This is a genomic window from Paenibacillus kribbensis, assembly GCF_002240415.1.
In the GTDB taxonomy this organism is placed as follows: domain Bacteria; phylum Bacillota; class Bacilli; order Paenibacillales; family Paenibacillaceae; genus Paenibacillus; species Paenibacillus kribbensis.
On record NZ_CP020028.1, the window covers coordinates 4,508,354 to 4,533,625 of the forward strand.

19 protein-coding genes are annotated in these 25,272 nt (G+C 50.7%); all 19 read right to left on the reverse strand.

Annotated features, from left to right (window positions below; genetic code table 11):
- Positions 1-79: 79 nt before the first annotated feature.
- Complete coding sequence (gene arcC, locus B4V02_RS20090; protein ID WP_094156127.1) at positions 80-1,015, reverse strand: carbamate kinase; 936 nt, start codon at positions 1,013-1,015, stop codon at positions 80-82.
- On the reverse strand, positions 945-1,949 hold the full coding sequence (locus tag B4V02_RS20095; protein ID WP_094156128.1) for an oxamate carbamoyltransferase subunit AllH family protein: 1,005 nt from the start codon (positions 1,947-1,949) through the stop codon (positions 945-947). Before B4V02_RS20095 ends, arcC begins: the two co-directional genes overlap by 71 nt.
- On the reverse strand, positions 1,924-3,183 hold the full coding sequence (locus B4V02_RS20100) for a YlbE family protein (protein WP_094156129.1): 1,260 nt from the start codon (positions 3,181-3,183) through the stop codon (positions 1,924-1,926). Before B4V02_RS20100 ends, B4V02_RS20095 begins: the two co-directional genes overlap by 26 nt.
- Positions 3,184-3,261: 78 nt before the next feature.
- A complete protein-coding gene (gene fdrA, locus B4V02_RS20105; RefSeq protein WP_094156130.1) occupies positions 3,262-5,022 on the reverse strand; it encodes an acyl-CoA synthetase FdrA in 1,761 nt (586 codons plus the stop codon).
- Between the two features lie 58 nt (positions 5,023-5,080).
- Positions 5,081-6,130, reverse strand: a complete 1,050-nt coding sequence (gene allD, locus B4V02_RS20110) for an ureidoglycolate dehydrogenase (RefSeq protein WP_094156131.1) — start codon at positions 6,128-6,130, stop codon at positions 5,081-5,083.
- Between the two features lie 77 nt (positions 6,131-6,207).
- Positions 6,208-6,975: a (S)-ureidoglycine aminohydrolase gene (allE, locus tag B4V02_RS20115; RefSeq protein WP_007429025.1), complete on the reverse strand. Its 768-nt coding sequence runs from the start codon at positions 6,973-6,975 to the stop codon at positions 6,208-6,210.
- Between the two features lie 78 nt (positions 6,976-7,053).
- Positions 7,054-8,292, reverse strand: a complete 1,239-nt coding sequence (locus B4V02_RS20120; protein WP_007429024.1) for an MFS transporter — start codon at positions 8,290-8,292, stop codon at positions 7,054-7,056.
- A 64-nt stretch (positions 8,293-8,356) separates the two neighbouring features.
- Positions 8,357-9,589, reverse strand: a complete 1,233-nt coding sequence (gene allC, locus B4V02_RS20125; protein ID WP_094157049.1) for an allantoate deiminase — start codon at positions 9,587-9,589, stop codon at positions 8,357-8,359.
- Positions 9,590-9,931: 342 nt separating this feature from the next.
- Entirely contained in the window at positions 9,932-11,626 is a 1,695-nt protein-coding gene (locus B4V02_RS20130) for a PucR family transcriptional regulator (protein WP_244188369.1), read from the reverse strand.
- 396 nt (positions 11,627-12,022) lie between these two features.
- On the reverse strand, positions 12,023-13,441 hold the full coding sequence (locus tag B4V02_RS20135) for a YfcC family protein (RefSeq protein ID WP_094156133.1): 1,419 nt from the start codon (positions 13,439-13,441) through the stop codon (positions 12,023-12,025).
- Positions 13,434-14,657: a M20 family metallopeptidase gene (locus B4V02_RS20140; RefSeq protein WP_094156134.1), complete on the reverse strand. Its 1,224-nt coding sequence runs from the start codon at positions 14,655-14,657 to the stop codon at positions 13,434-13,436. The genes B4V02_RS20135 and B4V02_RS20140 overlap by 8 nt, the downstream gene beginning before the upstream one ends.
- Before the next feature lie 196 nt (positions 14,658-14,853).
- Positions 14,854-15,741 (reverse strand): LysR family transcriptional regulator, encoded by an 888-nt coding sequence (locus B4V02_RS20145; protein WP_157136307.1) that lies wholly within the window; start codon positions 15,739-15,741, stop codon positions 14,854-14,856.
- 328 nt (positions 15,742-16,069) lie between these two features.
- Positions 16,070-19,351 carry a DUF5704 domain-containing protein gene (locus B4V02_RS20150; protein WP_094156135.1) on the reverse strand — a complete coding sequence of 1,094 codons (3,282 nt, stop codon included), beginning with the start codon at positions 19,349-19,351 and terminating at the stop codon, positions 16,070-16,072.
- Between the two features lie 5 nt (positions 19,352-19,356).
- Entirely contained in the window at positions 19,357-20,301 is a 945-nt protein-coding gene (locus B4V02_RS20155) for a stalk domain-containing protein (protein ID WP_094156136.1), read from the reverse strand.
- Positions 20,302-20,885: 584 nt separating this feature from the next.
- Entirely contained in the window at positions 20,886-22,109 is a 1,224-nt protein-coding gene (locus tag B4V02_RS20160; protein ID WP_094156137.1) for an NAD(P)/FAD-dependent oxidoreductase, read from the reverse strand.
- Complete coding sequence (locus B4V02_RS20165; protein ID WP_094156138.1) at positions 22,106-22,441, reverse strand: (2Fe-2S)-binding protein; 336 nt, start codon at positions 22,439-22,441, stop codon at positions 22,106-22,108. The genes B4V02_RS20160 and B4V02_RS20165 overlap by 4 nt, the downstream gene beginning before the upstream one ends.
- Complete coding sequence (locus B4V02_RS20170) at positions 22,438-22,935, reverse strand: (2Fe-2S)-binding protein (RefSeq protein WP_094156139.1); 498 nt, start codon at positions 22,933-22,935, stop codon at positions 22,438-22,440. The genes B4V02_RS20165 and B4V02_RS20170 overlap by 4 nt, the downstream gene beginning before the upstream one ends.
- On the reverse strand, positions 22,928-24,364 hold the full coding sequence (locus tag B4V02_RS20175) for an aldehyde dehydrogenase family protein (RefSeq protein ID WP_094156140.1): 1,437 nt from the start codon (positions 24,362-24,364) through the stop codon (positions 22,928-22,930). Before B4V02_RS20175 ends, B4V02_RS20170 begins: the two co-directional genes overlap by 8 nt.
- Positions 24,365-24,378: 14 nt before the next feature.
- A complete protein-coding gene (locus tag B4V02_RS20180) occupies positions 24,379-25,266 on the reverse strand; it encodes a dihydrodipicolinate synthase family protein (protein ID WP_094156141.1) in 888 nt (295 codons plus the stop codon).
- Positions 25,267-25,272 lie beyond the last annotated feature (6 nt).

The window sequence follows — 25,272 nt, forward strand, 5'->3', positions numbered from 1 at the left end:
GATGATGTGTTTCTCTCTCGTCTACTTTACAAATTATGACTAATGTGGACGCTTGCACCCTCTTGACTGTGCCGGCTAATCAGGAAATATGCGTACCAGCTATTCCCCTGAGAGCCGAAACGGCATCTTCGATCGAACATATAATGGTGTATTTTCCTTGTTCTGCAAATGATATAGCCGCCTCTATCTTCGGTCCCATACTGCCTGTGGAGAAATGTCCCTCCTGAACGTACTGTTTGGCTTCCTCCATACTGATATGGCCTAGCGCCTGCTGCTCCGGCTTGCCGTAATGAATGAAAACATTTTGCACGTCTGTCACCATCATGAAGATATCGGCGTTCGCTTCCTCGGCCAATTTGCGGCCGCTGCGATCCTTATCGATTACCGCTTCGACGCCTTTAATCGTGCCGTCCGTTTGCCGGATAACCGGAATGCCTCCGCCTCCGGAAGCAATGACAATTGCTCCGCTCTCGACAAGCCCCATAATGGTTTCTGCCTCCAAAATAGACTGCGGCTGCGGCGAAGGAACGACACGACGCCACCCCCGGCCCGCATCTTCCTGCATGTTCCAGCCTTTCTTCTGTATCATTTGTCTGGCTTGCTCTTCGCTGTAGAAGGTGCCGATTGGCTTGGTCGGATGCAGAAAGGCTTCATCTTCCTCGGATACCTGCGTTTGTGTCAGCACACTGACGACCTGCTGTGTCAGGCCCCGCTTCCGCAGTTCATTCTTTAAGGATTGATCGAGCATGTAACCGATCAATCCTTGAGACTCCGCACTGCATACGTCTAACGGAAAAGGAGAGACAACCTCTTTTGCTTCTTCATTTTGCTGCAAAATCAATCCCACCTGCGGACCATTGCCATGTGTAATGACGACTTTATAGCCCGCTTCCACGATATCAGCAATCTTTTCACTGCTGCTGCGTACATTTTCTAGCTGGTTCTCATAGGTTGCTTCTTGGTGTGGCCGCAAAATGGCGTTGCCCCCCAATGCAATCACAACTCGTTCTGACATGTTTATACCTCCTTAGGGCCATGATGGCATTGGCGATCCCAAATACCGTATCGATTCCGGAACTGTGTCCGGTTTGCAGCAATAGCAAAAGCCTGGTTTGAAAATAAGATACATTTCTCATAACCATCGCGTTCAGCACCCGGGTTACCTTGTCACTGAATCGGCCATCCAGCGCATGGAGCAAATAAGCTTTGCTCACATCTGTCGTAATGGCTTCTGTTTCCAAAATATGACGCAAGATGGTCAAAAACGCTGGATGAAAAGCGCCGGTCAATCTATGAACGGCCAACAATCCGATAAGGAAATCGTCTCCCGACGGTGTCAGTCCTGGCCCACGCCCCAGAAAATAACGCAAAGGCGCCGCGATGGCTCGAACCTCGCCGGATAACAAGGCGTCAAGCAATTGCTCCGCATGCTGTATCGTAGCATACTGCCGATCATCCGGCCTGTAATCATTCGCTAGAAAGCGATTCCATTCAACGTCGAGTCCCGTCGGCACCCCCCAAGTGAGGCATGTTGCCATTAATGTATCCACGTGAAATAAATCAAGAAAACTACTGTAATGATAGGCACGGATTTCATAATGGAATGACGTGGCTCGCGAAAGATCAAGTGTCACCGGGTATTGGGGATGACAGAATTGAAGCATGTCCGGCGTCCTGGCAACAACCTCGTCATTGCACCTGACATAAAAACGCAGCCTTCTGACACTTTCTTGTCCCATATGAATGCCGAACGGAACCCTGCCGTTCTTCGTTGTCCCGACAAAAATCAACTCGTCTTCCATAGCCAGGTTGATTCCGTTCTCGAAAATGCTGTGGACACGGCCAATCGGCCTCCGGGAGAGGAATGCCGTAAGCTGGGCGTGAATCTCCTCTCCCATGAGACAAGATGTATAAAGCGACGCTTTACAGAAGTCCGAGCTTCGACGCATAAGCCTCAAGCGCCTTCTCAAAGCATTCGACAGGCGGACGAACTGTACCAGCGCCGATCTGCCCCACACCCGGCTCCTTGTGGGCAATACCGGTATTAATGACTGGCGTAATTCCCGTTTCCACTACTTTTCTGGCATCAATACCGAGACAAATTCCGCGGAAGTTCCAGGTCGGAACAGTAAAGTTCGGGTTCTGGTCGATAGAGATTTCGACCATTTCATTGCTCGTTGCCAACGCATCTTGAAACCCTCCGGCCCCGACGAACCGCGTAACGCCTGGAGCGGCAATCATCGCCATCCCGCCAACGCCAAACGTTTCCGTAATCGCGCTGTCGCCGATGTCCGGGTTGGCATCCGCTTGTGAAAAGCCGGTAAAGAACAGCCCCTGCGGCGTATTTACGGGTGCGGTAAACCATTCGTCTCCCATACCGCTAATGCGGATGCCAAAGTCCTGTCCATTCCGGCACATGGCGGTTACGACCGTGCCTGCTTGGATGGTACGGGCCCCGTCCATTACAGCCTTGGACGCTGCCATCATGATATTCAGGAAAAATTGATCGGTATCCGCCAAAAATTTGATAACGCTTTGCATCTCCTGCTTGTCCATATCCAGATTTACGATATAAGGGCTGATTTCTTTCAAAAAAACGAGCGAAGCGGCAATATTGCGTTGATGGAATTCATCCCCCATCGTAATGGCTTTTGCGATCATGACATTCAGGTTAAGACCTTCCTTCGTCACCTTAAGCGCCCGCGAAAGCGTCGGACCAAGCACGTCCTTCATCCATGTCAAACGGGTAATAACTTCTTCTGAGTAAGCCCCAAAGCGAAGCACCTTGCCGATGCCTTCATTCATGATGCAGTATGCCTCATTGCCTTCGGAACGGTTATTGACTACGAATACTGGCATATTACCGGATGTGATTCCTCCCATAGGTCCGACTGCCTTGACGTGGTGGCACGGGATGAAATGGATATCGCCCTGTTCAAGCATGCTGCGGGCCTCCATTTCATCCTTCGCCCAGCCCTCAAATAAAGCAGCACCTACGCACGAGCCTTGCATGGGGCCTGTCATGTCCTTATATGCTATCGGCGGCCCCGCATGCAGCAGCGTCTTGCCTTCCAACTCCGGAATGACGGTATGTGCCGGTACTACATCGACGAGAAACGGCGCTCCGCCAGCAATTTTGTCAATAACCGCCCGATTGGCTTCATCAATAGTCTGATATTTCATATGATATTCCCTCCTGGCTGTTCATCTGCAACGTTGATTATTCAACGTAGGCGCAGTTCATAGCAGTTGATTTTATCGTTAACTCGTAAACCGGTAATCTTTTAATTGGTTTAATATTTGCTGCATCTTCACGCTGCCGCCCGCTACTGGTCTCCAATCATACTGGATTGCCGGAGCACCGCTTGCAGTAATGGATTCTGTAAACTTCCGCAGCCCCACATTAATGACAGACGGCTTCCCGGCAAGCAACGCTTCGATTGCGGCAGAGGTGGAGAACGCCTGGGGAGCGAATGTTGTTGCAGGACGGTGTGCCTTTGGCACGTCTTCGAGGAAGAGCTGCATCATGGCTAGCACCGTGCGCACCGCCTGGTTGTTGCTCTCTTTGACTAACACGCCCGCCTGTTCGAACTTGCGCTTCTGCTCTTCATAAGACTGCGGATCTTGATGGGTACCGCACAGGGCAGCTACAAAATAGAGGTTGCGCCCTTCGGTCTTCGCCTTGGCTGCGGCCTTCTCAATAGCCGGAGCCAGTACGCCCGCCACGTCGTCATGACCGCCGTATCCCAGCACGACGTCGAATAAAATGACCGCAGTGGCCGGATCTTGCGCAGCCTTCTCAATATGCTGAATCCGGGTAGCTGGATCAATCATCGGATGCGGCTTGCCTTGCGTGTACATATCGTCGCCTAAATCAACGATGGCATGGCCGTTTGATCTGAGGACATAACCCGCTTCATGGATAAGTCCATCCTTCAGTTGAAGAGCATCCGCGATGAGCATAGCCGCTTCAGCAGCTAATGTGCCGCCTGCATACAAACCCTGAATCGAGGTTTGTTCCGGATTCAATGCGGTCTTCGGCACATCGATCGGCAAGCTATATAACGGTTGCACGGCAGCGCCTTTTGCCAGATCAATCGCAATCATCGCCGCTTCCTCCAACGTATAAGCCTCATAGACATTCCCTTCATGTGCGGACGGTTTTTCTCCAAGGAAAAGAGTGACCACTGGCTTCGACAGCCCCTGTAGCTGGCTTACGACCTTCTCGCGCACCGCCTTGGCCGGCGGCTTGGATACAATGACGATTACCTCGGTCTGGTCGTTATGCGCCAGTCCGCGGATACCGTCCAACATCGTAATCGCCCCGACGATCTCCGAGAGGTCACGTCCCCCGGTGCCAATCGCGTGACTGATGCCGCCGCCCATGCGGTCGATTAGTGTGGTCACTTCCTGGATGCCTGTACCCGATGCACCGACGACACCGATATTGCCCGCTTTCACCCGATTCGCGAAGGCAAGCGGAACGCCTGATATAATACCTGTACCGCAGTCAGGACCCATCACGAGCAACTCTTTGTCATGTGCCTTCTGTTTTAGACTCAACTCTTCTTCTACCGGGACATTGTCACTAAAAATAAAGGCATGCAGTCCGTAATCGAGCGCTTTTTCCGCTTCTGCCGCCGCGTATTGACCTGGCACCGAAATAATGGCCAAGTTGGCATTCGGGTTCTCCTTCAACGCGCGCTCCCACGAGCGTACGCTCTCCATTGAGGACTGGCTGCTGCTGACGGATTGGTCGCTTAAGAAGTTGTCAACCGCAACGAGAATATCATCCAGTCCGCTATGCGCCTCGGTATCGATGACAATGCACATATCGTTGGCCCCGGCCGGCTCCAGCTCATCCGTATACAACCCGGAATTACGCATAATGTCTTTGTTGGCCGGCGTCCCCATCATGATAGACGCTTGAACCACACCTTCAAGCGCAGAAATATAATTGGTCAGAAGCATCAAATTGACCGAATCTTGATACGAATTTTTTTTAATGATCGTATGCAGCATTCCTGGTTTCGCCTCACTTGTCCGTTTTGAGTAATTGACATTTCTTATCATGCAGGTGTTACGTTGCAAATGGATCTTTATGATCATAAGTGTTGTTATGAACGACATCGGATACGAGATAGTTATATACCTCGTCTACAATCTCAATGCCGTTAGCTTCATTCTCCTGCTCGATCAGGTCATAATTCTGTCCCGGATAGAGAACCCGCTCAAAGCCAGGCGCCGGATTAATGCCGTTCAAATCACTCATCGTCTTCGAAATGTTGCGTCGGAACGTATCCAAATCGGTAAAAAAGGACGGGTTAATCACAATATGAAGCTGACCCAGATTGCGGCCTTCGGTCAGGTCGTGGTACATGGAGCTGACCTGATTGCCGAACGGCAAACCAAGAAGGATGCCGGACAGTACATCGACCATCATCATCAGTCCGTACCCTTTCGGCCCTGCAATCGGAAGCAATGCGTGCACTTTAAACGGGTCATCCGTCCTTACGCCCTGTTTATCCACCGCCCATGTATCCGGAATCGGCTCGTGCTTTGAACGGGCATGCAAAATCTTCCCCCATGCCTGGACGGTAGTCGCCATGTCAAAGGTAATAAGCTCGCTGCCTTCTCCTGGCGCAGCGAAGGCAATCGGATTCGTGCCGTAATAAGGCTCGGCCCCGCCAAAAGGCACGACCATCGGATCGGATTGGCAGACTGAAATGCCAATTAGCCCTTCCCGCGCCGCTTGCTGTACATAATAAGACAGGGAGCCGCTGTGCCCGATATGTCTTACCCCGACTACGGCGACACCATTTTCCTTGGCGATATCCACTGCCTTTCGCATCGCCTCCTTGGCCGCCACATGCCCGGCTCCGTTATCCCCGTCGAAAACGGCAGAGCATGGTCCTGTCTTCTCGAACACAAAACGGGGATTCACATTCGTTCCGCCTTTCGCAATGCGCTCCGCATAATATTCGACGCGCATGGCCCCATGCGAGTGGACGCCACGGGCATCGGCATGTACGAGCACGTCCGCCACCACATCCGCATGGTCGACAGACAATCCGGCGCGGGACAATTTGGTTCGGATAAGCTCATGCAGTATTCGTTTGGTTACTCTCATGTCAATCCCCTCTTTGCACATATTCCACCTTTTGCTGCCGATTCGAACAGCAACAAAAGGCGGTCAATTCCCGTCACTTATAGGGACGCATCCCGGTTGCAATCTTTGGAATACAAGTAGGCGAACGGCTCTCTGCCTACAGCGTAGGTCGCTTGCGGCACATAAGGTCCCATATACAGGTAATCCCCTTTTTTAATCGGAATCCATTCATTGTCCAGATTATAGACCCCTTCACCGGACAGCATAATCGCCCCATGCTCCTGATAATGCGTCTCCACGAACGGATGGCAGCCGCCAGGTTCAAACGACAGAATATGAAAATTCATATCGAATGCAAGATCAGTTGGAAGTAAGTCCTGCAGCTTTACATTCGTCATGCCGTCGTAATCGATCTGCGCAATATCGTGCACGTTCCCTGAAACAACCCATGGAAAAAAGCTATTTCCTTCAAGCGGCGTATATTTCTGCTTGTACAAAAACAACCGGGTATCTTCGGCCTGCTCGTTCTTCAAGTACAGCTTTACGCCCGGCGGACAATACAAGTATCCGCCTTCCTGCAGCGAGTATGACTCTTCACCCGCAGAAGCCTTCACCCGCCCTTCCATACAGTACACGAATGTTTCCACGCCAGCTTCGCCGAAGCCTTGCTCGTTCTTGCCCCCCTCGTGCATCGTCACCACATAATCGACGAATTTGGCACCAAGACGCGGGGAAGCCAGTATCGTCAAATCACATTGTTCAAAGCCGGGCACAGTATTTTTAACCAGACCTTCCGGCGGAATTAAGGCGAAGTTGCCACGCTTGATAATGGAACGGCTCGATAACAAATCTTTTGGATAACCCATGTTACACACTCTCCTTTTTTTAATGAACCTGGTTCCGGAACGGATTTTACAATTGCAGATGTTGAAAGCCGAGAAACTTTAAGATATCTGAGGCTTCTTCTTCATATTGGCCAGCAGCATTACCGCTGCCCCGATGACAATGATGATCGTCGCCAGATAGAAGCCCAATACCTTGCTGCCCGTCGCATCGGATATGAGACCGGTGACGAAGGGAGCCACAACAGATGAAATCATGCCAAAGAAGTTGAAGAAACCAAACGTTGCCCCTACCCCTTGCTTTGGTGCGATATCCGCCACATACGAGATTAAGACAGGCTCGACGGCAAGCTTGCCAAGAAAGCCGTAAAGCATAAGGCAGACGATAAGCAAGGTGCTCGTATTTACCGAAACAGTCAAATATAACATTGCCGCAGCCAGCAGTTCCAAAATGATAATGAACGTAATCTTCTTGTGCATAAACTTGTCGGACAGCCGGCTGAATAGCAGGGCTCCGGGTATGGCGCTGAAGGCAACCAAAGCAGCTGCAAAGCCGATGGCTGACCCTTGAAAGCCACGTTCATTCTGTAAATAAGATGGAAGCCAGGTCACGATCATGTAATATCCGTAGCAGGTCGCAAAATAAAGCACATAGGACGCAATCATCTTCGGATTGGCTAACAGCCGTTTGAATGTCGCCTTATCTTGAGCCCCCTCATCCGTGCCCTCCGCAGCCGTTTTTGACGACGCCACGGTCTTCCTGATATTCTTGGCAAACACCAGCATTAAGCTGAAGGCCAGGCCTGCCGTAATAAAGAGCAGCACCCGCCAATTCCAGCCGGCATCCTTCACAAGGAAGCTTGAGCCAATGAGACCTATGGCCATGCCAATGGCGGAACCGCTGTTAATGATCGCCGTGGAAATGCCACGCTTCTCCTTCGGGATCGTCTCCGACGAGAGGGAATATGCCGGACCATAATAGGTACCCTGTCCCAGTCCCGTGACGAAGCTCGCTACCAATATGAACATGAGCGAGCTAGAGAATCCGACCAGCAGCGCCCCGACGGTGAACAGGATGAATCCCGGTATGATAATTGACTTCCGTCCGAACCTATCCGCCAGCATCCCTGACGGAATTTGCATCATCGTATAGGCAAAGAAAAATACACTGAAGATAAGACCCATACTCGCATCTGATGTCACATTCAAATCTCGTTCAATTTCGGGAAGAATCGGATTCAAGATCGTGCGATAAATCCAAATTACTGTCCATCCAAGACAAAGCATGACGATGACTTTTTTCCAATATTCCGACTTTCCCTGTTGACCTGCGTCCCTCACATTTATCACTCTCCTCAGCGCAAATCGATTTGTGCCTGCCTGCTTGTCCTGTTTTTCGCTGCAATCATGCTTGATACGCCAGCTCATACAGGGCATGGGTCAAAGCTTGAACCCCGTCTGCAAGATGCTCCGGGCGGGTATACTCTTCCGGATTGTGGCTGATTCCATTACGGCTTGGAACGAACAGCATCGCCGTAGGCACAAACTTCGCCATAATCTGGGAATCGTGACCTGCTCCGCTATGCATCAGCTTGAACGGAATGTTATGTTCCTTGCATTGCCGTTCCAATACGTCGAGTATCCGGCGATCCATCGGGACAGGGTCTTCATCCATCCACATGTCTATCTTCAATTCCACCCCGCTTGTGCTGGCGGTGAGTTGCATCAGCTCTGTCACCTCGTCCGTGAATCGGATCAGCTCCGCTTTGTCCGTATGACGAATATCCAGTGTGAACAGCGCTTTGCCCGGCACGACATTCACCACGTTCGGCTTCACTTCGATCTTGCCGACCGTTGTCACCAGCGGATCGCCATGCTCTTGTGCCAGGTCCAGAATTTGTTTAATCATCCGGCTCGCTGCATGAACGGCATCTTTGCGGTATCCCATCGGCGTCGTGCCGGCATGATTCGCCTCTCCTGCGATCTCGACTGTAAAGCGCCGCTGGCCAACGATGCTGTGGACGACGCCGACTGACAGGCCTTCGTGCTCCAAGACGCTGCCTTGCTCAATATGCAGCTCGACAAACGCTGTAATATCGGTGCGCGGCTCCGCCGGCTCATCGCGAAAACGGAATCCCGCTTGCTCCATCGCTTTCGTAAACGGAAAGCCATTAAAATCCGCAATTCCCTGAACATCCTCCTTTTTTGCCACACCGGCAAGGTTTTTACTGCCCCAGAAGGCATAAGGAAAGCGGCTGCCTTCTTCTTCTGCGAACGATACCACTTCCAATGTACGCAGCGGTTGACCATACTGCTGCTTCAAGGTCCGCATCGCCATCAAAGCGGCAATAATGCCATATTGCCCGTCATACTTTCCGCCGTTACGAACCGTGTCTACATGGGAACCACTCATAATCGTTTGATCCGGGTATTGGCTTCCTTCCAACCGTCCGTACAAGTTGCCGATCTCATCGTAATACGTGCTGAACCCTTCCTCTTGCATGTACTGCTCCAGTGCTTGCTGTGCAGCCGTCCACTCCTTGGAATACAGCAGGCGCGAGACGCCTCCAGCCGGGTCGTTGCCGAATTGGCTCAACCACTCGACAAGGCGAACGGTTTCCGTTTGGATCTTATCCATAATCATATCTGTCCTTTCCGTAAAATGTGCGCGTTTTCCAAGCGGGATAATCGGCATTTTGCTTATCCGTGGCGCAACCTTTTAGAGGTTGTTCAAACAGTCCACTTTTGATTGCGAAACACGAAGTAGGAAGTGACCTTTTTGAACTCGCTTTTTAAGGCCATTTTTTTTGCTTGCTTATTAATTGTAAACGCTTAAAAAGGGAATAACATCGAGGCATCCCGATAAAAAGAGCCCCGTCTTTTTATCCATATCGGATAAACGGACAACAAAAAAACTCCGCTTCACGGGAGCTTCTTCCCCCTCATGAAGCGAAGCCTGAATAGAAAGGCCTTATTCTACTCACACGTTTGCATGATCTAAATGCCAAGTGACAGGATTATCGCCAATCAAGACGAGAATTTTCAAGCCGACTTGCACAGACAGCACCTCATCCGGATCTTCCAGATCAATGCCTGTAATTTCCTTGATGCGTTCAATCCGGTAAGTCACTGTCTTATAATGGACGTACAACTCCTCGGCTGTTTTGGCGGCGTTTTGATGGTGCTGCAAAAACGTTTGCAGCGTTTTGATTAAATCCTCCCTGTTCGGCTGCTTGTAGGCAAGTAATTTTTTTAACGAGGGCGGAATGAATTTCGCCAGTTCTCCGGCGTCCTCGATTTGACAAAGCAGACGGTATATACCCAAATCTGAAAAGGCCGCGATTGCAGAGCTGCCATTCATCATCGTCCCAAGCTGTAAAGCGTCCTGGGCTTCCTTATAGCTGCGGGGCAGCTCCGTTATCGAATGGGCCGCGCTCCCGATGCCGACCTGCAAGTTGAGATGCTCAAAGCTTTTATAAAACATTTTCTGAATGCTCTCGGCCGCTTTCTTTATCGTGCGCAAGCAGGCTGATTTGTCTTCTTCGACGTTTTCCACATTCCACAAAACAATGAGTTGATCGCTCCGGCTTCGGATGGTGCCTTCCGGAACCTGTTGATGAATGAATTCATACAGCATACGCTGATATGGATTATGTAGTCCATACAGATCTGTCTTCATCGCATCGTATCCATCCGCGGTCCGCAAGCGGAACAGTACGACGACATATATCTTGTTCAAATCCCAGCCGATCAAATTGGCCCGCTGATATACGCTCTGCAGGGATTCAATTTTGGCATGCAGCAGATCGTCGATTAAGTCATCTTTGAATTTCATTTCTACTTCAGCTACGGCATATTGCTTGACGAGATCGAGTGACAAGGAAGTGGCCGCGTTTTCAATCGCAATGAAATCAAGCGCTTCCACTGTTTTGCACGTTTCATGAATAACGAGATGAATCTTGATATGATTCACCGTCTCAACCGGAATGACAAAATGGTTGCATATTCGGCCGTCCCAATCCGGATAGTTCACGCGCTGCCGATAAAAAGGGAACTCGGTATCCATCCGGGCAGCATCCGCTTCCTCTTGTTCCAGCACTTCAAACTGCACTAAATGAGGATCAGTCGACGATATGGAGTGGAAATTCCGATCATATAAAGTCACAGGATTGCCAATCAGCTTTGTTAGGGAAGCAATAATATGTTCCGAGCCTTTATTAGCAAGTGTAAGCGCAATAAATTTGTCATGGGCTTCCTTAAAGTATTTGAGCTTAACCACTTGGTTGTTGAAAAGAGCTTCCATCACCGGATATATGATCTCTCGGTAAGGGACCTGCTTTGGAATCTGAATAACGGGCAAATGGAGCATCTCCGACGCTTCGATGATGCCAGAAGGAATATCGTGTACAAATCTACCTGTTTTTATAATTAATGCGCTCGCTTGTTTTTCGGATAACTGGGCCATAAAAGCTTTCTGTTCGCTGACATTGTAGGATTGCAGCGGATACAAACTAGTCAGTAGCAATTCTCCCCCGCTAATCCACTCGGCGATATCCGGTGCCTCTATAATTGTCACTCCGCGAATCGGGTTGTTCAGGCCTTGCTTGCCACTGATGACGAACGCTTGTTTTAGTGTATCGATTAGAAACAAATCCTTTACCTTGAATTCCATCATTTCTGGCTCCCATCGATATAGAAGTAGATTAGTCGAGGAAAGAAACAAGCCCAATCTCTTATTTTCTTGGTATCTATTAGTACGTATTCGAAAGGATTTTTATTTGAATATCATTTCACTCTCGAAGTCTTCGATCAAATATCCACCTCCGGTTTCACTGCTAATTCTCGGGACATTTTCTACCATAATAATACTGTAATCGTTTCACTATCTCCAAATCTAAATTTTAGAGTTTTAAATAGTACGGAATAAAGAAGCTATGTATACGAAAATAAAACCAAATAGCCAGTCGCCGATTGATTTCGACGACTGGCTGCTTACACGTGCAGAGTGTTTTGATCCCTGTATTTGCTATGAACGTTCAAATGGTATCAGGACTAATCCTGCTTTTATATTTTAGTGATACCCGATGATTTGGGCCACAACTACGAATATTGCACCCAGTACGAACCAGATGGCCAGTAGCGGCCAAAAGAAACGAACCCATTTCTGGTAGGGAATACCCGATACAGCCAAGCTTCCCATTAAGGCAGAGGAAGTTGGCAAAATCATGTTCGAGAAGCCGTCTCCCAATTGGAAGGCAAGCACCGTCGTCTGTCTTGTAATGCCCAGCAGATCGGACAATGGCACCATAATCGGCATCGTCGTCGCAGCCATACCCGAGCCGGAGGTGATGAATACGTTCATGATATTTTGGAACACATACATTCCCAGCACTTGCACCGATTCAGGCAGATGCCCAACTGCGATAGCCAGACTGTTGACAATGGAGTCAATGACATTGCCGTGATCCAGTACAACTACGATGGAACGGGCAAAACCGATAATCAAGGCACCATACGTGATATCCTTGGCTCCTTTTACAAACTCTGCAGCAATACGACTCGGCCCATAGCCTGCGCAAAATCCCGAGATCACTCCCATCGAAAGAAACAGAGCGGCCAGTTCCTCCATCCACCAATCCTGCTTGGACACCCCCCAGATCAACATTACAAAGCTCACCGCGACAGTCAAAATGATCAGGACATGCCTAAGCTGTATGGAGGGCAGATTCGATAAATCCACCGGCTTGTCATCAGCACTCTGTTCCAATTCGTAAACGAGGCTGCTCTCCGGGCTATTCTTCACTCTGCTGGCATAGCGCATTATATATAAGCTGGTAATCACAATCAAAATGACTAACAGAATGACACGAAGCCACAGTCCTGAAAAAATAGGAATTTGCGCAATCGCCTGTGCCAATCCGACATTAAACGGGTTCAGCAATCCGGCCGTAAATCCGCAGGAAGCCCCGAGTGAAATCATGGCCGTGCCTGTCATGGCATCAAATTTCAGCGCCCGGGCAATAGCAATACCGATGGGTACAAATACCATCACCTCGGTGGACATGCCCATGGTGAAGCCACCGACGGAAAACAGGGTAATAAATACGGGAATCACCCATATGCCTTTGTTGGAAAAGGACCTTGCGACTCTTCCAGTCACCGCCTCAATTGTTCCTGAGGACGTAATAATCTGGAAAACACCGCCGATGATGAGAATAAAAAAGACGACATCGGCCGAATCGACCAGACCGGATACAATGGATTTCGGAATATCCCACAGCGTAACCGGATTCGGATCGACATGAGCGTATGAACCGGGAACGAGAAGTGTTTTACCGGTCGCTTCATTTTTCACCCGTTCAAACTCTCCAGCAGGCACGACATAGGTAAGGATCCCGGCCACTAGCGTCAGGAAAATAAGAATGACAAAGGTGTGCGGCATTTTCAGCCATTTTCTAGGTCCGCTCGGTACGGCGCTGTTGCTACTCATTCGGATGCCCCCCGTTTCTCTGCGCTTGCCACTGCTCAAATTCAGTTCGTACCTCTTTTAAAGCCACGGGGTCGGTCAATAGATCATAAGCAGTCATCGCCAGCGCTTTGGCAGCATAATTCATTTCAACCATGCCTTCCTCCGCTCCCGCAAGTCGGGCGAATTCCGGCGTATGCGTGGACGCATCCCCCAGTCGGATATAAGGGTGAATGGCTGCGGTAATCTGGCTGACATTGCCGATATCCGACGAGCCAATCCCTCCCTGTGCAGGGGGCTCGTGAACCTCCAGACCAAGCTGCTCCAGATTGCTTTGGAACAAGGCAGCCAATGTCTTGTTGGTATTGCGCTCCGCATAAATAAGTCCCTCGGCAATGTCCACGGTCGCGCCCATGCCTTCTGCCGCAGCACGAACAGCACGGTACACCTTGTTCCGTACTTCGGCCAAGCCAACAACGGTTTGGGCACGCAAAATAAACACGGCCTCACACAGCTCCGGTACAACATTCGGGGCATCCCCGCCTTTAGTAATAATGCCGTGGATACGCACGTCACTGGTGACGAACTGGCGAACGGAATTAATCGCCACAAAGGCATTAATCATGGCATCCAGCGCACTGATGCCCTTCTCCGGGGAGGAAGCAGCATGAGCCTGCTTGCCATGAAACGTAAACGTGGCATCTACACAGGCCAGTCCCCCGCGCAAAACCATCGTTTTGCTCTGCGGATGCACCATCATCACGGCGTCCACGCCATCGAATACGCCCTGCTCGCACATGATGATTTTGCCGCCGCCCTCCTCCTCGGCTGGTGTGCCCAATACCACGATGCGTCCGGGCAGGTCCGGCACCGCTTCCTTCAGGGCCATGGCTGCTCCGACCGAGGCGGTGCAAATCAGGTTGTGCCCGCAGGCATGTCCAATCGTCGGCAGGGCATCATACTCTGCCAGCAGGGCGATGGTCGGTCCGCCGGGCTTCCCTTCCCATACTGCGCGGAAGGAGGTTTCCAGTCCGGCAATTCCCTTTTCCACAGCAAAGCCAGCCTGTTCCAATGTATTGGTGAGCCATCCCTGAGCCTGATATTCATGAAAGCTCAATTCAGGATGTGCATGTATCGTTCGGGCAAGCTCCCGCAGCTCGTGATCCTTTGCATCTACAGCCTTCAAAATCTCTTCATGAGACGGTGCTCTGCCAGTCTGTCCATTCGTCGTTGAATCCATCAGTGAAATGCCGCCTTTCATTCGTCATAACGAATAATTATACAATTTATTAATCAACATTGTATAAGCGAATTTCAGTGAAGTAAATTTAATATTTTTTGGTTTTACACTTAAAATTATTTTATATATGACATGGGAATCCTTGAAAAACGCCGTTTTACACCAATAAATAGGGCTACTCACAGTAATCAAAGAATTATGTTTGGAGCATCCATTCAACAAATCGTTCCACCGCCATCAAGCGGCTGGATTTATTTTTATACAACATCCAGGTTCGACGCAGAACAGGATCTCCATTTTGGCGAATCAAATGAAATGCATATAATTCATCCTTTGGAGAAACAAATATTTCGGGTACGATAGAATATCCCAGTCCGTGGCGGACCATTTCCTTGCAGGTTTCGTAGCTGTCCACCTCCATGGAAACACGTGGCGGCCTGCCGAATCTTTCACTCCACCACGCTTGCACAGATTCGTTGAACGAGGAATACATGTGACCGGAAAGCTGCGGATTGCCCGGGTCTTTATAACGAATCAGCGGGAGCTCTGGCAATTGCTCAAGCGCTACAGCTTCCTTGGAGATCACGCAAATATGCTCCTCATGAAGAAGATGCTTTCCCTCGGACCAGGGATAGTCGTTGCGGATGACACCCAGATGAATTTCATCCCCGCGAAGCATTTCATAAATTTCTGCGCTGAGTCCACAGGTTACCGAAAATTGCACATCTGGATAAATATCTTTGAAGCTCTTTAAAATCGGCGGAAGCCGGTAGTGACCATAGTAGCTCGAAATTCCCAGACGCAGCGTTCCTTTTACCTCACCGCTCAGGTGAATGACAGCTTCTTTTAATTCGGTCAGTTCTCTCAAATTTCGCTTGGCATACTGGAGCAGTCGCTCACCTTCCATGGTCAGCTGGGTTCCTCGGTTTCCACGAACGATAATGGGTACACCGAACTCCTTCTCCATTTGGTTCAGACGATAGGTCAAGGCGGGCTGTGTAATATACAAACGGTCGGCGGCGCGTTTCAAGCTATGTTCTTCTGCAATGTAGCACAACATCAGGCAATCCTTTTCATCCATCATCGTCATTCCTTCCGTGATCCTGTCCGTTATCCTGTCCCTTTTCCAGCCGTTCTCATGTTCTCCGCAGGAAAAAGCCCACAGACGGTTCGGTCTATTATACCTCATGAGGGGCTTGGAGAAAGTCCAGGTTCCAACTACACATGCTCGCCTTTTTTTGTCTTTTTCCAGCAGTAAGAGGTATTTCTCCGGTCGTTCGCCACTTCTGTTCCGTCAAAATCTTCATACCAAGCTCCTGAGAGCAGATAAAAAACGGGCCATGGAATGATTTCCGTAGTCCGTTTTTCGCGTTAGGATTGATGATAACTGGTCTGTATTTTATGTCTTCAGGTTAGTGAGGGACAAATGAACTGAAATCGTCCCGGCTGGACTGGTCAGCATGATAAAACACGACATCCCCATCCTGTAAATGAAAGGTGTGTCCGTACGGGTCCTTAATCTCTCTGCTATAACCTTCCAGTTGCCATTGGTTCATCAGCGGACCATTAATATATTGCAGATGAGGATGCTCGGTGTCCCCCTGACGGAGCGATTCCAAATTGAAGCGAACCACGATAAAGCCCGTTTTCTTGAATATAGCCGCATGCTCGTTTAGTTCCCAGTGACGGCTTTCATTACGTAAATCCGTCCCTTTGGTGACGGCGTACACATCGGCAGGCAGGCTATATTCGCCATACCAGCGCTGAATTGCCGCATTCGCACGGTCGACATCCACCCCCTCCGGCAGGTCTGTCTTTGGACCGATCAAGGTACGCACCGCCGCGGGCAGCACCAGCCAATCGTAGCGGCCGATCCACGTCTTGTTACGCGTGATACGCTGAGTATACAGCGCTACATAACGTTCCAACGTCGACTGGTCTCGCTGTGTTTCGCTCAATTCATGCTTGTATTTGTATGCGGCTGTGTCCTGCATTTCCTCTGCCGGTACATTGCGCAGCCGCTCATTCAGAATAACATACCGTTTCTCTCGATCCTCCGCCGATCCCAATCGGATAAATTTGCGGCTTCCCGCATGTGTATACAAGTCCACCTCTTCCCGCTGACGACCATCTTTACTCACCCAATAAAACGACGGCGTGATGCGGATACCATCTTTGGTACTGAACATATTGCCTTTGGTTTTGAGATCAAACTTGAAATGGTAGCCCGTCTTGACCGCTACATTTTGGTAGCCCTCATGCGGATGACTACCGGGACGTACAGGCAAAGTAAACGGCTCCTGATTCCCCCTTGGCAATCCGTCGATGCCGCCCAGTCCTGTCCAATAGGACAGACCGCTATGCAGCGGGCTTCCCTTGTGCTGACGAAATACCCGTTCCCAATGGTAATCGGCAATATCCGTGATATGAAAATCATACATCCGTCCGATGACTTCAATGTTGACCACATCATTGGCAACATGATGATCAAGCTCCATATTGGCATGACGCTGCTCGGTGAACCCGTCCGGTGCATTTTCAGCAATGGTACGGAATTCGACGGTGTAGTTGCCTTCATCCACCCATACTGGCAAATAAAAATCTGTGTCCAGTTGCAGCACCGGAATGTCAATCCAGGTACCCCGTGGATAAAATTGAGTTTTCCCTTTGCTGTACACGTCAAACGGAAACCGCACCTGCTTGGTTCGTACATATTTGGCATACTCCCGCTCCCCATAGCCGGGAATATTCAAATGCGGGCCTGCCGTCGAAATCCTCACCCGGAAAGGACGCTCCAAAATAAGTGCCGATCGCCCCTTTGTAGGCTTGGTTTTCTGGTTATGGGCAGCATCATCCGACACACTGGAAAGATTCACGACAGGAGTGTGGACAGTCACCGTGTTAATCCCCTGTATCGGAAACGTCTTATCTGCCCCACCGTTGATGTTCCCTTTGAGAATAGCGTAGGCAATGTTGCCGCTGCTAGGCGTATTGGGCTTATTGATCTTGTGCTTATCAATCACATGCCCTGGACTGTACAGCACATCCGGTCCAATCGCCCCGGAAGTGGGAATAACACCCGGTTTAGGTCCATTCACCTTCATGCGCTCCGGATTCATAATGATCTTGTTTTCAAAGGTCAGGGCATCATTCTCCACTTCAACTTCCTTTACAGCTCCTTCTGCCTTGGATTGTAGTGAACTGCGTTCGTCAGGTACACTCGGCTTGCTGCTGCCTCCGTTCTTGCTGCGACTACCAGCATCCACTGTACCCGGTGCAGGAGGCGGATAAAAGTTGCCCTGGGTCGCTGCAATATAGGAAGGAGGGGTATAGGATTGCGGACGGATAGTGATTGTTTCATTAGGTAACGCATAATTGCGGAGAGTAGCCTTCTTGATACCGTATACCTCCAAGTTGTCTATTGTCCAAAAAGAGTACGGACGTATAACTTTGTAGGTATAGGTTTTTTTCACCGTTTCTCTCCGCGTAGATTTTTCCTTGGGCCGCCAGCTTAACCGATATTCCCGTTTTACGTTCACCGTGTATGTACACTGACCCGTCATGTTCACAAATTTATGCTGAAAAAGGTATCTCTTGGCTTGTACATGACCGTACAGGCTCTCAGATGTAGGGATACCTTTGGATACGTCAAACTGTTCCCGCCCACGCTGATCCGCTTTGATAACGGCAGATACTGTCGGGTCCAGCTCGGCAGCTTCCAAACGCAAGCCAGGAGCTGGACGGGAGCAGACAACACCTTTTGTCGGCTGTTCCTCGTCTTGGCAATCTGAGGGTGCGCCCTCTTGGCTTTCTCCAGGCTTAGGACAGCCCTGACCTTCTTTGTAATACAAATAAGCGGTAAACTGCTCAAAAGAACCGTCATACGTAAATCCGGGTACAACTCCCGGCAAAATATCTCCGCTCGGTGGTTTACCTGTCGTGCTTTTCTTGTAACCCACATACTCATATTTCGGATTAGTGGGCGGGGGAAAATCATACGGTTGATCAGGTTTTAGTTCATCTTCTATTGGTGTAAATACGTTGTTAAGCGATTTTCCATCAGTCGTAAAATGCTTGACGATTAGGTTGCTCTCCAGTTCGATCTTGAATAGGATGGGCTGGTAGATGCGCCAGGCCTCTACTTCTTTGGCGCAGGTGGGGCAGCTTTCTTCTTTTATATTTTCAGCTCGAACCATCGCATTCAGTCTTATATTTACAGTAATCGGAATGATGGTGGTATCCGTACCGATTCCCTGTTCCTGAAAGGGACGAATATCCTTCTCATTATCTGTGCCTTTACTCATAGCACGCGCATAGTCCATATAATTATCAGCTCTGGATTTAAGAAAATATTCTCCATGACTCACATAGTCTTCCGCCGTATACAAGCGAGCTGTTACTTTCTTGATCTTACGGCCCGGAAAATTAAATTTATAGGTGAACTTGGCTTCGCCCTGCATGTCCTTGTCGGGCTGCTTACCACCATCAGTGACCCAAGTCCCAGCGGTATTTTTCCACATGTCGAAATACATCATACCAACAAAGTAGCGATCATTCTTATCAGCAAAATAAGACAGCGGTGTGATTTCCGTATCAGCTGCCGCCTTATCGGTGGGAAAAGAAAAAGGCGGGAGCTGCAACAATAGCAGTACCCCCACCAGCAATACGGCCAGAAATTGTTTCGTCTTGATCATCGGTTTTAGTTACCCTTCCATGGGTTGAGCATCATCGGGATGTATTCCGTTGATGCAAGGTCAAACGCAATGTACTCAATGTCTTGTAGTTTAAAGGATTTATAGTTTTTTATGCCTTGAAAGAGCTCATCACCTGATGAATAAATTGGGTAGTAAATCATCTTTGTACCGTCTCCGTTATCTTGCGTAATCTCTCTCAAAGGAGAACGAAGACGTGTATCCCTGTTCTTGGTCAGGTAAAAAATGCTACCTGCAGTAGAATTAGTCTTCATTCTGATTCTCAGGTAAGGAACACCCTTTGGAGACGTATACGGCTCGACAGAGTAAATATCGTGCAATAGCTTTATAGGTAAGTCAGACTGTTTAAAGAGCACTACTTTTTCATACGGCTTACCTGTAATATCGTTGATGAGGTTGGGAATAGTGTTGATCGCCTTCTTATACGGCTCAATACTCACCGCCTGATGCCCCGTATCCTCCAGCGCAGCGATTTCCTTCTTCCCGATCCAGACCCAGCGGCTGACCTTATCCCATTCCACCGTCTGGCCCAAGCCTTCACTTACTAACCGCAGCGGTACAAAAGTACGGTTTTGCTTCAAAATAATCTTCGTTTCGTATGTTTTGGTCTGTCCGTCCACAGTAGCGGTGTTTTGTCCGACTGTCATGTTAACAGCATGTGTATCATTTTTGATTGACACGGCTAATAGACCGTCTGTTTTCTCCCAACCTACCTTGGCCCCCAGCGCCTCGGATACAAAACGAATGGGAACCATCACGTAATCATTACTATCCTGAAAAGGCTTAGCATCCGGGAACTGTATCTTTTTCGCGTTTAACAAGACCTCAATCGGTTGGGAGCTGCTGGCCGCCTCTGTCGTTGGCATTGTACTTGTCGCGCCCCATAGCAACGTAACCGTAGTCAAACTCAGCATCCATTTTTTTATACTCATCTCTCTATCCCCTTTGTCTGCTTATACTCCAAACTATGTATATCAACCCTGCTCTCATAGACTTATCGCATCCCCACTTTCGGAAAATAATGGATTCCAACTTATTTATTATATGGTTTCCCTATTACAAAATCTATAAGGAAAACTTCTAAATATATAGACATTCTAAAAAAGCCATATCATATCTATATCAACCGAACTCGAAAAATGAATATAAAAACAGAGTAGGCGGAATAGTGCTAAACCAACAAAAAAGGGCTGCTTCTCCCTAGTTAAGGAAGAAACAGCCCGTGTGCTTCACGCGCAAATGACTATGAATAAATCAGTTCATATAATAATCGATGTTCCAACATCATCCAATATTTCCTCTATCATAAATCATGGTCGACTAAAAATCAAACGTTATTTTTACTCGCAAAACATCTCAAATGACATCTATCCAATACTAACCTTCAGCCAATACGATCTCGTTCAGTGCGAACGGTCTTGCTTTCATATGTGCTTTGGCTTTAAGCGTCATCTTCCGTTCCTCCTTTAAGGCGGGGATGTAAAAAAAGCAAGCGCATATTAGGCATAACGAGCGATTATACGCCGCTGCCGCAGGTTTGCTCCCACTGCTGGTACAGCTGCGTTCGCGCCTCTGTAATGCCGGGATGAAACTGAATCAGCGCGTGCTTCCGTGTAAAATCGACCTCACGGATCGCCTCCTGCACCCGCTGTTCCCCCTTGGCTCCGCCGAGCCCGGCGGCGTGGACCATGGAAGCGGCGGCTAATCGGCCTTGGGCCATGGCGACCAGCCCGCTTTCGATGCCGGTAATATTGCCGGCAACGTACAGCCCTTTGAGCGAGGTTTCCATTCGCTCACCATGCAGTGGAACATGCCCGCCCAGCTCGGGGCTGTACACGAATTTGCACCCGGCTACCGCCGCCAGCTCGGCGAGCGGATACAGTCCGCCGCTCAGCGCCACGAAGTCGGCGGGTTCGACGCGCTCGCTGCCGGGTATAGGCGAGCCGTCCGGTTTAACGTGGACCAAGGTCACGGATTCGACCCGGTCCTGCCCGTTGACGGACAGCACTGCCGTCCGCAAACGGACTGGAATATCCCACAGACGGAAGCCTCTGTGGGGATAGCAGCGCGCGATGAGGCCCTCCATCCGCATCGCCGCTGCCAGCTTGCCGCCAGCACGCATCCATGCGGCCGGAGCCAGCCCCGACAGCTGCAGCAGCAGCTTCGCGGAGGCTGTCGGATCTGCCGCCGCACCAGCTAGCGGATTGGTGCATGGCAGTGTAATCGCCGCCACCTTCACCCCGGCGACGGACAGCTCACGCGCAATCGTCATGGACAGGACGTTCATGCCTACAATAATGCCGCGTTCCCCCGGCTTAACATAATGAACGTTGGTCATCACCTGCGCGGCCCCGATGGACATCACGCCCGGCAGCGTCCAGCCGTCCAGCGGAACGGGAATTTCGGCGGCTCCGGTCGCCAGTAATACGTAGTCGGCAGTGAATAATCCACAGGAGGTGGAAATTTCCCATGTTGTCGTATACTCCATGCCATGTACCGATACGCCACAGCGGATATCCACCCCAAGCTCGCTGCAACGGGTGATCAGTTCATCCGAAACATGTTTCCCGACCCACCAGCCTTTGCTGCCTTCCTCATGATATTGTCCGGGCATCCGTCCGCCCGGTTCGGTAAACTCATCTAGTACCGTGACTGGCAATCCTTGTTCAGCTGCTGTAGCCGCTGCTGACAACCCGGCGGGACCTGCTCCAATGACGATGAGATGCGCCATTTTATTCATGTCACGATTCTCCCTGTAATTTCATTCGAAAGCTGTCTGCCTGTTTCGACGATCATGCCTTCCTCCAACCGGGTCAGACAGGAGCGGACAGTACCGAGCGGATGAACCGTCAGGCGGCATTCGTTACAGTGCCCAATGGCGCAGTATACGCCCCTGGCCGTGCCGGATTCCTCATGCCTTCTCAGCAAACGAACGCCGCTTGCCAGCAGCGCTGCCGCGAGCGGCTCTCCAGCCAATCCTTTCATGGGACGACCATCGAAAACGAAAGACACCTGCCGCCGCTCCGGCTTCGGTCCCAAAATAGGATGGTTCACAATACGTACGCGACTCATAAAGAACCTCCTTCTGCCAGCTGACCAAACGTCACGGGACGTACCGGAGGTCTTTGCGATAATAGCTCTGCCTCCCTGCGGGCAGCGGGATATTGACTATAAAACCAAGTCTCTACCAGTTGTCTGCATACCCTGCCCTGACACGCTCCCATCGTGACTCGCGTAGCCATTTTAAGCTGGCGCACCGTCTCCGCTCCCATATGGCAAGCCTGCTCCAGCTGTGCCAAGCTCACTTCTTCACAGCGGCATACAAGCAAATGACTTGATGCGCCAAGCGCTCCGGACTGTCCCCCCTGTGAATCAGTATATGGATTGCCTGTATTCGGATTGCCTGCATACCGGGCATCTCCATACCGCGTCTCATCATTTCTAGTCTCTACACATCCAGTCTCATTATATCGGGTCGCTACACATCCAGGCTCTTCATATCGGGTCCCTTCACCCTGTACCTCCGTTCCAACCGACTCACCTCGTCCCGTCGCCCGTTTACTCATAGCTGATTGCGCAGGTTTTAATCGCTGAATAAAAATCCAGCGCCGCCTGCCCCTGTTCCCGGGTATGTGAGCTGGACTGCTTCAGACCGCCGAACGGAGCTTGATATTCGACACCCGCCGTCTCCTGATTGACTCGGACCATTCCAGCGTCCGCTTCATCCAGAAAGCGATGAGCCAGCCGCAAATCACGGGTAAATAATGAAGCACTCAGTCCGTAAATAGACGCATTGCAGAGTCGAATGGCATCCTCAAAATCGTCCGCCTGCATTACACCGACCACAGGCCCAAAAATTTCCTCCTGAATCAACGGATGGGACGAGTCCAGCCCGGCTGCCACCAACGGACGCACATAGTACCCGTCATCTGTCGCGGCGCCGACTCCGCCTTCAACCAAAATGTCCGTTTCCCGTCGAGCCAGCGACACATAGGACATGACCTTCTCATACTGGCCTGCGGATGCGACAGGCCCGAGATACGCGCCGGGGTCCAGTGCCGGGGCCATATGGATCTTTGCCACCGCGTGGCGCAAGGCTTCTGTAAACGCGTCATAGACAGACCGCTCGACAATCACGCGGCTGGTGGCCGTGCATTTTTGTCCGGCTGACCGAAAGGCACCGCTGGCAATCATCGCTACCGCCTGCGCCATATCCGCGTCCTTCAGCACGATCGCGGCATTCTTACCGCCCATCTCGGTCTGGTATTTGATGTTCCGACGTGCGCACCGCTCGGCAATGCCCAATCCCGTCTTCGTAGAACCCGTGAAGCTGACCGCTTCCAGTACCGGGAGTTCCAGCAAGGCATCGCCAATACGGCTTCCCTGCCCAATGAGGAGATTCAGCACGCCAGGCGGAAGCTGCACCGCTTCAAACAACTCCGCAATCCGTACCGCCGTTAATGAGGCATGCTCGGCGGGCTTCCAGATGACTGTGTTTCCGCACAGGAGCGCGGGCGCGATTTTCCACAAGGGAATAGCTACCGGGAAGTTCCACGGAGTAATAAGAGCAGTCACACCCAGCGGAATGCGCTTCGTGTATTGGAGTACTCCCGGCTCATTCGACGGAATGACCGTACCGATCGAACGTACACCCTCTGCTGCGTAGTATCGAAGCAGATGGACGCCGCGCATCACCTCTCCGCGCATCTCGGTAATCGGCTTCCCCATTTCCCGGCTGGCCAGCTCCGCCAAATCGGACAGATTCGCCTCCAGCAAACCGGCTGCCTTGAACAGATAAGCCCCCCGCGCCGCCGGACTCAAAGCCGCCCAGCCCGCTTGTGCCAGCCGTGCCGCTTCTCCTGACTGTGCAATATCAGCCTCAGTGGAAAAATGAACGACTCCCACCTCCTCCTTTAACGCTGAAGGGTTGCGAACCACCATTTCTTCGCCGGAAGGACTCAGCCACTCGCCGCCAATCCAATTTCGGCTTTCCATCGCCTTCACCTCCATCAGGATGAAACCCCGCTCGGACGAACCGCCGCCTCAAAAGCTTCGCGAATACGGTCGTAATCCGCCTGCGGCAGCGCAAGTCTGGGCGGACGTGTCGGGCCGACCGGGAATCCGGCCAGCTCCATCATATATTTGATGGACTGCACCAGTTGTGGGCTAGCATCATAGTGGAACAGCGGCAATAGCCTGCGATACAACGCAGAAGCTTCCGCCATATTTCCCGCCTGCGCAAACCGGAACAGCTCTACCCCTTCCTTGGGCAGTGCATTAGGCACGCCCGAAATCCAGCCTGTCGCGCCGAATAATGCCCCCTCCATCGCCAGATTATCCACCCCGATCATGACCTCCAGCTCTGTCTTCTCCAAAATAGCGTGAATACGTCGCACATCACCGGAAAATTCCTTGACTGCTACGATATTTTCAATTCGTGACAGGTCTGCAAGAATATCTGGAGTCAGGTCAACCTTGTAATCATGGGGATTGTTGTACGCTATGATCGGCAAGCCCACCTCCGATAACGCTTCAAAATGGGCCGTTACCTCATGGGGCAGCGGATTGTAATTAATAGGCGGCAGCGCCATGACACCAGCAGCTCCGGCATCCTTGGCATGCTGAACCCAATGCACTGCCTGCCTGGTGGATGGAGCCGCAGAGCCAACAACGACCGGGACACGCCCTGCCGCAGCATCAATCACCGTATGCACCACCTGCGACCGTTCTTCCGGGGACAACGCCGCATACTCCCCCAGTGATCCTGTGGGGACCAGTCCGCTAATGCCGTTCGCAATCAGATGCTCACACAACTCGGCCAGACACTTGTAGTCGACCTCCAGCTCTGCCGTGAACGGTGTAACCAAGGCCACATATACACCTTCAAAACGTGCCATTTACTC

What these genes read in the sequence shown, in the direction of transcription:
- B4V02_RS20155 (WP_094156136.1), bottom strand. Translation starts at nt 20,301, where the DNA reads ATGAGTATAAAAAAATGGATGCTGAGTTTGACTACGGTTACGTTGCTA.
- B4V02_RS20180 (WP_094156141.1), bottom strand. Translation starts at nt 25,266, where the DNA reads ATGGCACGTTTTGAAGGTGTATATGTGGCCTTGGTTACACCGTTCACG.
- B4V02_RS20130 (WP_244188369.1), bottom strand. Translation starts at nt 11,626, where the DNA reads ATGATGGAATTCAAGGTAAAGGATTTGTTTCTAATCGATACACTAAAA.
- allE (WP_007429025.1), bottom strand. Translation starts at nt 6,975, where the DNA reads ATGGGTTATCCAAAAGATTTGTTATCGAGCCGTTCCATTATCAAGCGT.
- B4V02_RS20175 (WP_094156140.1), bottom strand. Translation starts at nt 24,364, where the DNA reads ATGGAAAGCCGAAATTGGATTGGCGGCGAGTGGCTGAGTCCTTCCGGC.
- B4V02_RS20150 (WP_094156135.1), bottom strand. Translation starts at nt 19,351, where the DNA reads ATGATCAAGACGAAACAATTTCTGGCCGTATTGCTGGTGGGGGTACTG.
- B4V02_RS20160 (WP_094156137.1), bottom strand. Translation starts at nt 22,109, where the DNA reads ATGAATAAAATGGCGCATCTCATCGTCATTGGAGCAGGTCCCGCCGGG.
- fdrA (WP_094156130.1), bottom strand. Translation starts at nt 5,022, where the DNA reads ATGCTGCATACGATCATTAAAAAAAATTCGTATCAAGATTCGGTCAAT.
- arcC (WP_094156127.1), bottom strand. Translation starts at nt 1,015, where the DNA reads ATGTCAGAACGAGTTGTGATTGCATTGGGGGGCAACGCCATTTTGCGG.
- allC (WP_094157049.1), bottom strand. Translation starts at nt 9,589, where the DNA reads ATGGATAAGATCCAAACGGAAACCGTTCGCCTTGTCGAGTGGTTGAGC.
- B4V02_RS20140 (WP_094156134.1), bottom strand. Translation starts at nt 14,657, where the DNA reads ATGGATTCAACGACGAATGGACAGACTGGCAGAGCACCGTCTCATGAA.
- B4V02_RS20170 (WP_094156139.1), bottom strand. Translation starts at nt 22,935, where the DNA reads ATGAGTAAACGGGCGACGGGACGAGGTGAGTCGGTTGGAACGGAGGTA.
- B4V02_RS20145 (WP_157136307.1), bottom strand. Translation starts at nt 15,741, where the DNA reads ATGATGGATGAAAAGGATTGCCTGATGTTGTGCTACATTGCAGAAGAA.
- B4V02_RS20165 (WP_094156138.1), bottom strand. Translation starts at nt 22,441, where the DNA reads ATGAGTCGCGTACGTATTGTGAACCATCCTATTTTGGGACCGAAGCCG.
- allD (WP_094156131.1), bottom strand. Translation starts at nt 6,130, where the DNA reads ATGAGAGTAACCAAACGAATACTGCATGAGCTTATCCGAACCAAATTG.
- B4V02_RS20095 (WP_094156128.1), bottom strand. Translation starts at nt 1,949, where the DNA reads ATGCGTCGAAGCTCGGACTTCTGTAAAGCGTCGCTTTATACATCTTGT.
- B4V02_RS20135 (WP_094156133.1), bottom strand. Translation starts at nt 13,441, where the DNA reads ATGAGTAGCAACAGCGCCGTACCGAGCGGACCTAGAAAATGGCTGAAA.
- B4V02_RS20100 (WP_094156129.1), bottom strand. Translation starts at nt 3,183, where the DNA reads ATGAAATATCAGACTATTGATGAAGCCAATCGGGCGGTTATTGACAAA.